The 11972-nt window shown below is 41.5% G+C and carries 9 protein-coding genes; all 9 read left to right on the top strand.

From position 1 onward, the window contains the following. Positions 1–1240: 2-oxo acid dehydrogenase subunit E2 (locus tag RV00_RS04665; protein WP_071861438.1), on the top strand; the 1240-nt coding region annotated here is incomplete at its 5' end. A gap of 7 nt (positions 1241–1247) precedes the next feature. Continuing rightward, a complete protein-coding gene (gene lpdA / locus RV00_RS04660; protein WP_071861437.1) occupies positions 1248–2654 on the top strand; it encodes a dihydrolipoyl dehydrogenase in 1407 nt (468 codons plus the stop codon). A 109-nt stretch (positions 2655–2763) separates the two neighbouring features. Beyond that, positions 2764–3495 (top strand): sugar O-acetyltransferase, encoded by a 732-nt coding sequence (locus tag RV00_RS04655; RefSeq protein WP_071861436.1) that lies wholly within the window; start codon positions 2764–2766, stop codon positions 3493–3495. Beyond that, the gene (locus RV00_RS04650; protein WP_071861435.1) at positions 3435–3704 is read left to right on the top strand and encodes a UPF0223 family protein; all 270 of its coding nucleotides are present in this window, start codon (positions 3435–3437) and stop codon (positions 3702–3704) included. The genes RV00_RS04655 and RV00_RS04650 overlap by 61 nt, the downstream gene beginning before the upstream one ends. A 43-nt stretch (positions 3705–3747) precedes the next feature. Next, positions 3748–4512, top strand: coding sequence for an inositol monophosphatase family protein (locus RV00_RS04645; RefSeq protein ID WP_071861434.1), 765 nt, complete (start codon positions 3748–3750; stop codon positions 4510–4512). Positions 4513–4622: 110 nt separating this feature from the next. Then, the gene (gene typA, locus RV00_RS04640) at positions 4623–6464 is read left to right on the top strand and encodes a translational GTPase TypA (protein WP_071861433.1); all 1842 of its coding nucleotides are present in this window, start codon (positions 4623–4625) and stop codon (positions 6462–6464) included. Positions 6465–7043: 579 nt separating this feature from the next. Continuing rightward, positions 7044–7346 carry an Fpa/YlaN family protein gene (locus RV00_RS04635; protein ID WP_071861432.1) on the top strand — a complete coding sequence of 101 codons (303 nt, stop codon included), beginning with the start codon at positions 7044–7046 and terminating at the stop codon, positions 7344–7346. 3 nt (positions 7347–7349) lie between these two features. Further along, positions 7350–8540 carry an FtsW/RodA/SpoVE family cell cycle protein gene (locus tag RV00_RS04630; RefSeq protein ID WP_071861431.1) on the top strand — a complete coding sequence of 397 codons (1191 nt, stop codon included), beginning with the start codon at positions 7350–7352 and terminating at the stop codon, positions 8538–8540. Between the two features lie 5 nt (positions 8541–8545). Continuing rightward, positions 8546–11968 carry a pyruvate carboxylase gene (locus RV00_RS04625; protein ID WP_071861430.1) on the top strand — a complete coding sequence of 1141 codons (3423 nt, stop codon included), beginning with the start codon at positions 8546–8548 and terminating at the stop codon, positions 11966–11968. The last annotated feature ends 4 nt before the right edge of the window (positions 11969–11972 follow it).

The following is an 11972-nucleotide window of genomic DNA, read 5'->3' as shown; positions in this document are numbered from 1 at the left end:
CGTTAAATGGTTCGTCAAAGCTGGTGATACAATTGAAGAAGACGATACTTTATTAGAAGTTCAAAATGATAAATCAGTGGAAGAAATTCCATCTCCCGTAACTGGAACAATCAAAAAAATCATCGTGGATGAAGGCACAGTCGCAAACGTTGGCGATGTTTTAGTTGAAATTGACGCACCGGGACATAATGATTCGGCTGCTTCAACTGAATCAGCTACACCTGCGGAAGCGCCTAAAACAGAAACCAAAGCAGATGCTTCAGTTGTTGAATCAAGCAATCCAGATAAACGAGTCTTAGCAATGCCTTCTGTTCGTCAATATGCTCGTGAAAAAGACGTAGATATCTCTCAAGTCACAGCAACTGGTAAAGGCGGACGCATAGTAAAAGAAGATATTGATGCATTTGTTTCCGGTGGTGGACAAGCAGCGCCAGCGAAATCAGAAGACAAATCAACTGATACGGCAGCTTCAGCTTCAAGCTCATCATCTGCAAAAGCAGAAAAACCTGCGCAACCATTTACTTCAAACATGGGCGAAATGGAAACTCGTGAGAAGTTGACACCAACCCGTAAAGCAATTGCTAAAGCAATGGTTAATAGCAAACACACTGCTCCACATGTCACGTTACATGACGAAGTAGAGGTTTCTAAACTTTGGGATCATCGTAAGAAATTCAAACAAGTCGCATTGGATAACGGAACGAAATTAACGTTCTTGCCTTACGTCGTAAAAGCTTTGACTGCAACAGTCAAGAAATTCCCAGTCTTGAATGCTTCGATTGATGACGCAGCCCAAGAGATCGTTTATAAAAATTATTACAATATCGGTATCGCAACTGATACGGATCATGGGTTATATGTACCAAACGTGAAAAACGCTGATACCAAAGGCATGTTTAAAATCGCTGATGAAATTAATGAAAAAGCCGCGTTGGCGCATGATGGTAAATTATCTGGCGATGACATGCGTAATGGCACGATCACTATTTCAAATATTGGTTCTGTTGGCGGCGGCTGGTTTACACCCGTTATCAACTACCCTGAGGTTGCCATCCTGGGTGTTGGAACGATCGCGCAACAACCAATTGTCAATGACGAAGGCGAACTAGCGGTTGGCCGTGTAATGAAACTTTCATTAAGCTTCGACCATCGCATCGTTGATGGCGCGACAGCGCAAAAAGCTATGAACAATATCAAACGTTTATTAGCTGATCCAGAATTATTATTAATGGAAGGATGATAAGATCATGGTAGTAGGAGATTTTGCCATTGAATTAGATACAGTTGTAATCGGAGCGGGACCTGGTGGCTATGTAGCTGCCATCCGCGCCGCAGAAATGGGACAAAAGGTAGCGATCATCGAACGAGAATACATTGGCGGCGTTTGTTTAAACGTCGGCTGTGTTCCTTCTAAGGCCTTGATTTCTGCTGGACACCATTATCATGACGCGTTGGACTCTGAAATGTTTGGCGTCAGCAGCGAAAAGGTTACGCTTGATTTTGCCAAGACTCAAGACTGGAAAGAAAATGGCGTCGTGAATAAATTAACTTCTGGCGTTAAATTTTTATTGAAGAAGCACAAAGTAGAGATCATCGAAGGGGAAGCCTTTTTCGTTGACGATAAAAATTTGCGCGTGATTCATCCGGATTCGGCACAAACGTATTCCTTCAATAATGCAATTGTAGCAACGGGTTCACGCCCAATCGAAATCCCAGGTTTTAAATTCGGCGGACGTGTCTTAGATTCGACTGGCGGTTTAGCCTTGAAAAAAGTTCCTGAAAAATTTGTCATTATCGGCGGTGGCGTTATCGGTGCTGAATTAGGTAGTGCGTACGCTAACTTAGGCGCTGAAGTGACGATTGTTGAAGGAACGCCACAAATTTTACCAACTTATGAAAAAGACATGGTTCAATTAGTCGAAAAAGATTTCAAGAATAAAGGAATCAAAGTCATTACTTCGGCGATGGCCCGTGAAGCAGTTGACAACGGTGACAGCGTAACGGTTCTTTACGAAGTGGATGGTAAAGAAGAAACAATCGATGCTGACTATGTAATGGTAACGGTTGGTCGTCGTCCAAACACAAACGACATGGGCTTAGAACAAGCTGGTGTCGAACTGACTGATCGTGGTTTGATTAAAGTAGACAAACAAGGTCGGACTAATGTATCAAGTATTTATGCAATTGGTGATATCGTGCCAGGTGCAGCTTTGGCCCATAAAGCTAGCTACGAAGCAAAAATTGCTGCTGAAGCGATCTCAGGTAAAAAAGTTGCAGTAGATTATAAAGCAATGCCAGCCGTAGCCTTCACTGATCCAGAATTGGCTTCAGTAGGTATGACTATCAAAGACGCGAAAGAAGCTGGGTTAGAAGCGAAAGCCTTCAAATTTCCATTCTCTGGTAACGGTCGTGCGTTATCGTTAGGTAAGACAGAGGGCTTCATCCGTTTGGTGACAACAGTAGAGGATAATGTTATTATCGGCGCACAAATCGCTGGTGTCGGTGCTAGTGATATGGTCTCTGAATTGGCCTTAGCAATCGAATCAGGCATGAATGCCGAAGATATCGCCTTGACGATTCATCCACATCCATCATTAGGTGAAATCGTGATGGACGCTTCTGAATTAGCTTTAGGGTTACCAATCCATATTTAACTAAAGTATGAAAAAGACTGCAGGCAAAGTCCAGTTATTGGATGAAGTCTGCGGTCTTTTCTTTTATACTAAATTTTAAAAGAGTTAGTAGTAGATTAGGAGTGAGCGCATGAATGAATTACTAGGGTTCGAAGCTTCAAAATCAGGAGAGATGTATAATGATTTAGCCACCGTTTTTATGAGAGCGCGGCAACGAGCCGTTAAATTGACGCAGCAATACAATCGATTGTATGGTGAAGACGAGGAGAAAAGAATGGCGGTACTGAATGATCTGCTTGGTTCGGTGGGAGAGACGATTTTTTTTGAACCAGACTTTCGTTGTGAATTCGGCAAAAACATTCATATTGGCGATCGCTTCTACGCTAATTTTGACTGTATTCTTTTAGATGGCGGCGAGATTTTTATCGGCGATGATGTGCTGTTTGGGCCGCGAGTTGGGATTTTTACTACCAATCATGCGATAGACGCGACGGAGCAGGCGGCAGGCGGCTGCTATTCAAAAAATGTCACGATTGGTGATGATGTGTGGCTTGGGGCGAATGTCACGATCAATCAAGGGGTGACGATCGGCAAAAATACGATCGTTGGCTCAGGTAGTGTCGTTACGAAAAGTTTGCCTGAAAGTGTGATTGCTGTCGGAAATCCTTGCCGTGTATTACGCGAGATTACGGAAAAGATAAAACGGACTACCTTTTCCGCAAGAAGTAATTTCTTAAATGGTTTTGAACAAACGCTAGTCCCATTCTATGGTAAACTAACGTTTGAATGGAGTGGGGATCAATGGCAAATTACGGTTATCCGATTGACGAAGATTGGACACATGAAGAGATTACGACGGTGATTCGGTTTTTTAATCTAGTAGAAGAAGCAAATGAAAGCGGCACAGATACTGAAGCCTTTTTAAACGGCTACAAAAAATTTAAAACGGTCGTCAAAAGTATCGGTGAAGAAAAACGTATTGGACGCGAGTTTGAAGCAGTCAGTGACTATTCTATCTATCGAACGCTGCAACAGGCGAAAGCAGCCACTGCGAAGCGTTTTAAAGCGTAAATGTGTTTTAAACTATAAATTGGAAGTCAGGAGGATAATTACGGTGGAAAAAGAAATTATTAGTTGGATTTATGAGGCAGCGGAGCGAGTCAAAGCTGGCTTAGGAGATGCTTTGAAGGTCGATCAAAAAAGTGGGCGGACGGATCTTGTGACGAACGTTGATAAAGAGACCCAAGCGTTTATCGTTAGTAAAATCACTGCATTTGATCCGGCTGCCAAAATTTTAGGTGAAGAGAATGGTCAGGATCAAACGCCAATCGATCAAGGACGGGTCTTTGTGATTGATCCAATCGACGGGACGTTGAACTTTGTCATGCAGCGAGAGAATTTCTGTATTATGATCGCGGTTTATGAAAATGGCGTAGGTCAATTAGGTTTTATCTATGATGTAATCCGGGATGAATTATTTTGGGGCGGACCAAAAGTCGGCAAAGTTTTCTATAATAATGAAGAACTTTCTCCACCGGAAAATCGTTCTTTAGGTGAAGGTTTGATCGGGATGAATTTAGCGCTTTATCGTAAAAATATCAATCATGCCCAAGAGATCGGGAATCAAACCATGGGCGTACGAGTGTTAGGTTGTGCCGGACTGGATCTGATCGCGATCTTAAAAGGGACTCAGATTGGCTATATCAGCATGCTAAGCCCTTGGGACTACGCGGCGGGAAGTATTATGATGAAACAGCTAGGCTTGCCATTTTCTGGCGCTGAAGGGCAACCATTAAGCTTTCAAGGACGCGAGTTTTTTATTGGGGCAACTTCGGCCGTAATGAACCAAATTCAAGCCTTTGACAAGGAAAAACATTAAGAAAACAATTTTTCTGAAAAAATGAAAATGTTTTACTAACACTCTCTCGGATTTTCTGCTATAATTGTCAATCGAGTGAGTCTCGCGTTACAAGAAAAGGAGCAATTAAATTGAACTACAGAGAAGATATTCGCAACGTGGCAATTATCGCCCACGTCGACCATGGTAAAACAACATTAGTTGATGAAATGTTAAAGCAATCTGATACCCTTGATAGCCATGTTCAGTTACAAGAACGGGCAATGGATTCAAATGCATTAGAAAAAGAACGTGGAATCACGATCTTAGCTAAAAATACGGCTGTAAACTATAAAGATTACAAAATCAATATCATGGACACTCCAGGGCATGCCGATTTCGGTGGTGAAGTGGAACGGATCATGAAAATGGTTGATGGTGTGTTATTAGTTGTCGATGCTTATGAAGGTACGATGCCGCAAACACGTTTCGTATTGAAAAAAGCGTTGGAACAACATTTGACACCGATTGTAGTTGTAAATAAAATCGACAAACCTTCTGCTCGCCCAGAAGAAGTGGTTGATGAAGTCTTAGAATTATTTATCGAATTAGGCGCTGATGATGATCAATTAGATTTCCCAGTGATCTACGCTTCAGCAATCAACGGAACATCTAGCTTGTCTGACGATCCAGCAGAACAAGAAGCAACAATGGCACCAATTTTTGATACAATCGTTGAAAAAATTCCTGCTCCAGTTGATAACAGTGACGAACCATTACAATTCCAAGTATCATTGTTAGATTACAATGACTATGTTGGACGTATCGGGATCGGCCGTGTCTTCCGTGGAAAAATGAAAGTTGGCGACCAAGTTTCAGTTATGAAGCTTGACGGATCAATTAAAAACTTCCGCGTAACAAAAATCTTTGGTTTCTTCGGCTTACAACGTTTGGAAGTCCAAGAAGCAAAAGCAGGCGATTTGATTGCCGTTTCAGGAATGGAAGATATCTTCGTTGGTGAAACAGTTACACCAGTTGATCATCAAGATGCTTTGCCAATTCTGCACATTGATGAACCAACTTTACAAATGACTTTCTTAGTTAATAATTCACCGTTTGCTGGCCGCGAAGGTAAATACGTGACTTCACGTAAGATCGAAGAACGTTTGATGTCAGAACTACACACCGACGTTTCTCTTCGGGTTGAAAACACGGATTCACCTGATGCTTGGACTGTTTCTGGTCGTGGCGAATTGCATTTGTCGATCTTGATCGAAAACATGCGTCGTGAAGGCTACGAATTACAAGTATCTCGTCCAGAAGTAATTGAGCGAATGGTTGACGGTGTGAGATGCGAACCGTTTGAACGTGTTCAAATCGATACACCAGAAGAATACATGGGTAGTGTGATCGAAGCCTTGGGTCAACGTAAAGCTGAAATGCAAGACATGATTCACTCTGGTAATGGTCAAATTCGTTTAGTCTTCTTAGCTCCAGCTCGTGGCTTGATCGGATTCACTACTGAATTCTTATCAATGACTCGTGGGTATGGTATTATGAACCACACCTTTGATCAATACTTGCCAAGAATTCAAGGAGTAATCGGCGGACGTCGTAACGGCGCGTTGGTTTCAGTTGATAATGGTAAAGCAACGATGTACTCAATCATGAGCGTTGAAGAACGTGGGACTGTCTTCGTTGAACCAGGTACAGAAATTTATGAAGGGATGATCGTTGGTGAAAATAGCCGTGATAAAGACTTAGGTGTCAATATTACGAAAGCTAAACAAATGACTAACGTTCGTTCAGCTAATAAAGACCAAACATCTGTCATCAAAAAACCACGGATCTTGACATTAGAAGAATCATTAGAATTCTTGAATGACGATGAATTCTGTGAAATTACACCAGAAAGCATTCGTCTTCGTAAACAAATTCTAAATAAATCAGAACGTGAAAAAGCTGCTAAAAAAAGTAAAGTAGCGGCTGAATAATATTTTTTAAGACTGCACTTAATTGTGCGGTCTTTTTTTGTCACTTATGCTTTTCGCAGTTTGTATAGTTGGAGAGTGAAAAATATTTTTTCTGCATTAATAATGTTGGAGCAGTTTAGCTTAATGATAGGCGTAACGAGGATCAAATTTATTTTTCGTGAGGTTCGAAAAATAAATTCTTTGACAGGAGGTAGCTTGGATTCGTACTTCATGACAATCAAGGTAAAAAAACGTTATGTTTCATATTCAAGCTTTGTTTCACAGTAACGACTTCGAAAAAAACCGTTTTTTCGCGTTTTCAGCGGTGCTTTCTCGTTTGTAATCTTAGTGTAATATTTTTAGAGCTGTGTAAAAGTCTAAAGCCGAACGAAGAGTTTAGAAAAAGCTAAGGCTCGCTGATTTTTCTCCTTTTTGATTTTTTTCTATGTTATAATGTGGAAATCAATGGATGCTAATAGAATGATTTTAAGTGGTTGTTTAAAATTTATCAGCGGCGCTAAAAATGATTATTTCAGGCATCATGTTCATTTTTACTTAAAGAAAAGTGAATGGATTAATAGAAACTAGGAGGGAAGCAAAATGGAAAATATTTCTTCTGATTTTGCCGTTAAAGTATTGCAAGAGGATGCCGATCGAATCAAACTATTGATTCGAAATCAAACAAACAGCCTTTGCATCTCTCAATGTAAAGCGTTTGAGGAAGTTGTAGACACACAAATGTATGGCTTCTCACGACAAGTGTTCTTCGCCGAAAAGGTTGGTATCTTAGAGCGAGGAGAAGGTCAACGGATGCTTAGTGAATTAGAAGCAGAGTTGAATCGTTTATATACGGATTTGTACGAAACTCGTCAGGATTTGACGGATGCCGGCTGGGAGGCTTAACTCTTGCCAACGAAGATAAAGAAGCGTCATTTTTTAGATTATAGTATTTTGATTCCTTATTTGATCTTGACTGTTATCGGTCTGATCTTTGTTTATAGTTCTACCTCTTATTTATTGATTACGAACGATGTCAATCCTACTAGCTTGGTAATGAACCAAGGGATTTTCTGGGTATTGAGTTTGATCGCGATTAGTTTGATGTACAAGATGAAAACAGATGTGCTAAAAAGTCAGCAGTTAATCATCTTTGCGACGTATTTAATTTTCGCACTGTTGATTGTTGTCTTTTTTGTTGGTAAAGAAGTCAATGGGGCCAAAGGTTGGATTCGTATCGGTGCGTTCAGTATGCAACCGGCGGAATATTTAAAAATCATGGTGGTCTGGTACTTGTCCTATATCTTGTCGAAACGGCAAGAAACGATCCAAGACAATTTCATGACTGATATGAAACGACCATTGATTTTAGTTTTCGTCATGATCTTTTTGGTGGCTGTCCAACCGGATATGGGAAACGCGGCCATCATCACTTTGCTGGCGTTGATTTTACTTTTAGCTAGCGGAGTCAACTGGGTCTATAGTTTGATCGTCGGCGGTGTGGGAATCGCAGGCAGTTTCTTAGTGATTGAATTTCTGACGCATTTTGGCGGCAGTATTTTCCCCCAAAGGCTGCAATATATTTATAGCCGTTTTGAGAGTTTTAAAGATCCTTTTAAGTACGAATTGGATCAAGGTCACCAAATGGTCAACGGCTATTATGCCATGTTTAATGGCGGCTGGTTTGGTCGCGGCTTAGGTAATAGTATTGAGAAAAAAGGTTTTTTAAGTGAAGCTCATACCGACTTTATCTTTTCGATTGTAATGGAGGAAGTTGGCTTGATCGGCGCTTTAGTTATATTAGCAATTTTGATTTTTATGATCGCACGCATCTTTTTGGTTGGGATTCGTTCGAAGAAACCTTTCAATTCATTGATTTGTATTGGAATTGGAAGTTTGTTGTTATTACAAGTTTTTATTAATCTTGGTGGTATTTTAGGAATTATTCCTTTGACTGGGATCACGTTCCCATTTTTAAGTCAGGGGGGAAATAGCTTACTTGTATTGTCAGTCGGCGTGGCTTTCGCATTGAATATCAGTGCGGATGAAAAACGTACGAAATTGGCGATTGAGTATGAATACTTGAAAAGTCAGGAGTGAAGTGAATGAAAAAGGTATTGGTAGCAAATAGAGGAGAAATCGCGACGCGGGTGTTTCGTGCCTGTAGCGAATTAAAGATTAAAACGGTAGCGATTTTTGCGGAAGAGGATGCCTATTCCGTTCACCGATTCAAATCAGATGAGGCCTATTTAGTCGGTAAAGGGAAAAAACCGATCGATGCTTATCTTGATATTGAAGATATTATCCGGGTAGCCAAAGAGGCAAAAGTAGACGCGATTCATCCCGGCTATGGTTTTTTATCAGAAAATCTAGAATTTGCGAAACGTTGTCGTGAAGAAGGTCTTATTTTTGTTGGGCCAGAGCTGCATCACTTAGATATTTTCGGTGATAAGATTAAAGCGAAAACGGCAGCGTTAGAAGCAGGAATTCCGTCAATTCCTGGTTCCGATGGTCCAGTGGATACAATTGAGGGCGTCTTAGACTTCGCTGAATCACACGGCTATCCAATTATGATCAAGGCTGCATTAGGCGGCGGCGGGCGCGGGATGCGTGTCGCTCATGATGAAAAGGAAGCTCGTGAAGGTTATGAGCGGGCGAAAAGTGAAGCAAAAGCGGCATTTGGTAATGATGAGATTTATGTTGAAAAATATGTTGCCAATCCGAAACATATCGAAGTTCAAATCTTAGGCGATACACACGGCAATGTCTTACATTTATTTGAACGGGATTGTTCCGTGCAACGTCGTCATCAAAAAGTCGTCGAAGTAGCGCCATGTGTTTCATTAAATGAGGAGCAACGGGAAAAAATTTGCCAAGCAGCAGTTCAATTGATGAAACATGTGGGTTATGTCAATGCTGGGACAGTTGAATTCTTAGTTGAAGGTGATCATTTCTACTTTATCGAAGTCAATCCGCGAGTTCAGGTGGAACATACCATTACAGAGCTGATTACTGGTGTCGATATCGTGACTTCGCAATTATTAATCGCACAGGGCAAAGACCTGCACAAAGAGATCGGATTGCCTGAACAAGCGAAGATTCAAATGTCAGGTGCTGCGATCCAATGTCGTGTAACGACAGAAGATCCGTTGAATGGCTTTATGCCAGATACCGGTAAAATCGATACGTATCGCTCACCGGGTGGTTTTGGCGTTCGTTTGGACGTTGGAAATGCCTATGCCGGAGCGACGGTAACGCCTTATTTCGATTCATTATTGGTAAAAGTGTGTACCCATGCGCTGACTTTTGATCAAGCGATTGAAAAGATGCAACGTTGCCTGATTGAATTTCGCATTCGCGGAGTCAAGACGAATATTCCATTCATGCACAATGTGATCAGTCATCCTGTTTTCCAAAGTGGCGATGCAAAAACGACTTTTATTGATAACACACCTGAATTATTTGACTTTCCTCGTGTTCGTGACCGTGGGAATAAAACGATGCGCTATATTTCAGAGATTACAGTTAATGGCTTCCCAGGAATCGAGAAACAGAATAAACGTTATTTTGAAACGCCTCGGAAACCGAAGATCGAGAAGCGCGAACTTGTGACTGCTAAAAATATTTTAGATCAACAAGGCCCTGAAGCGGTGACTAAATGGGTCAAAGAGCAAGAAAACGTGTTGCTGACAGATACGACATTTCGTGATGCTCATCAAAGCTTGTTAGCTACTCGGGTACGGACTCACGATCTATTGAACGTCGCCGAAGCTACCGGTGAAGGCATGCCAGAATTATTCTCTAGTGAAATGTGGGGCGGCGCGACCTTTGATGTCGCTTATCGTTTCCTAACCGAAGATCCTTGGAAACGACTGAAACTTTTAAGAAAAGCCATGCCAAATACCTTGCTACAAATGTTATTCCGTGGATCGAATGCTGTTGGCTATTCGAATTATCCAGATAATGTGTTGGAAGAATTCATTAAAGAGGCTGCCCACAATGGTATCGATGTTTTCCGGATCTTTGATAGTTTGAACTGGATTCCGCAAATGGAAAAAAGTATCCAATACGTTCGAGATGCTGGAAAGCTTGCTGAAGGAACGATTTGTTACACAGGAGACATCCTAGATTCGAATCGGACAAAATACAATGTTCAATACTACAAAGACATGGCTCGGGAGCTGGAAGCTCTTGGAGCGCATATGATTGCGATTAAAGACATGGCTGGCTTATTGAAACCACAAGCCGCTTTCCGTCTAATCAGTGAATTAAAAGAGACAACCGACTTACCAATCCATTTGCATACCCATGATACTGCCGGTAATGGTATTCTAACTCTCTCAGCAGCGGTTAAAGCCGGTGTGGATGTTGTTGATGTAGCAACAAGCGCAATGAGTGGGGCAACAAGTCAGCCAAGTATGAGCAGCTTGTACTACGCTTTACAATACGGTGATCGTACGCCTGACTTGAATTTGAAAAACGTTCGTCAGTTAAATCATTATTGGGAAGATGTTCGTCCTTATTACTCTAGCTTTGAAAATGGGATCATGGCTGCGCAAACGGAAGTCTATGACCACGAAATGCCTGGTGGACAATACTCAAATCTCCAACAACAAGCTAAAGCAGTTGGCTTAGGTGAGAAATGGGATGAGATCAAGGAAATGTATCATACCGTCAACATGATGTTCGGCGATATCGTCAAAGTGACGCCTTCATCTAAGGTCGTGGGAGATATGGCATTGTTCATGGTACAAAATGATCTGACCGAACAAGCTATCTATGATCGGGGCGATGAATTAAGCTATCCAGAATCAGTCATCAGCTTCTTTCAAGGCGAACTAGGCCAACCGGTTGGGGGCTTCCCTGAAAAACTGCAACAGATTATTTTGCAAGGCCGTCCAGCGATGCAAGAACGTCCTGGGAAATTTGCTGAACCGGTGAATTTTGAAAAAGTAAAACAAGAATTACAAGAATTGATTGGCTTTGAACCAAGTAAAACGGATGTTCTAAGCTACTTGATGTATCCACAAGTCTTCTTAGATTATCAAAAGACGTACGCGCAATTTGCGGATGTTACGCTGTTGGATACACCAACCTTCTTCAGCGGAATGCGTTTAGGCGAAACGATTAATGTTCAAATTGAAAAAGGCAAGGTTTTGATCATTCGCTTAGATGAGATTGGTGAAGCAGACATCGAAGGCAATCGGACACTGTTCTTCAACTTAAATGGTCAACGTCGTGAGATTTCGGTTAAGGATGCCTCGATTAAGAGTGCTGTTCAAACCAAACGCAAAGTCGAACCAACGAACCGTGAACAGATCGGCGCGACCATGACGGGTTCTGTCTTGAAGGTTTTAGTTGCTAAAGGGGATCATGTCGAAAAAGGCCAACCTTTATTGATTACCGAAGCGATGAAAATGGAAACCTCCATCGATGCTCGCTTTGCTGGCCAAGTTTCACATCTATACGTCGAAGAAGGCGAAAGTATTACCTCTGGCGATTTATTGATTGAAGTAAAAGAAAAATAGGAGC

This window comes from Enterococcus devriesei (assembly GCF_001885905.1).
In the GTDB taxonomy this organism is placed as follows: domain Bacteria; phylum Bacillota; class Bacilli; order Lactobacillales; family Enterococcaceae; genus Enterococcus_A; species Enterococcus_A devriesei.
Note: the sequence above shows the minus strand (reverse complement) of the source record. Positions and strands in the feature narration are given on the sequence as shown.

What these genes read in the sequence shown, in the direction of transcription:
- lpdA (WP_071861437.1), top strand. Translation starts at nt 1,248, where the DNA reads ATGGTAGTAGGAGATTTTGCCATTGAATTAGATACAGTTGTAATCGGA.
- RV00_RS04655 (WP_071861436.1), top strand. Translation starts at nt 2,764, where the DNA reads ATGAATGAATTACTAGGGTTCGAAGCTTCAAAATCAGGAGAGATGTAT.
- RV00_RS04650 (WP_071861435.1), top strand. Translation starts at nt 3,435, where the DNA reads ATGGCAAATTACGGTTATCCGATTGACGAAGATTGGACACATGAAGAG.
- RV00_RS04635 (WP_071861432.1), top strand. Translation starts at nt 7,044, where the DNA reads ATGGAAAATATTTCTTCTGATTTTGCCGTTAAAGTATTGCAAGAGGAT.
- RV00_RS04625 (WP_071861430.1), top strand. Translation starts at nt 8,546, where the DNA reads ATGAAAAAGGTATTGGTAGCAAATAGAGGAGAAATCGCGACGCGGGTG.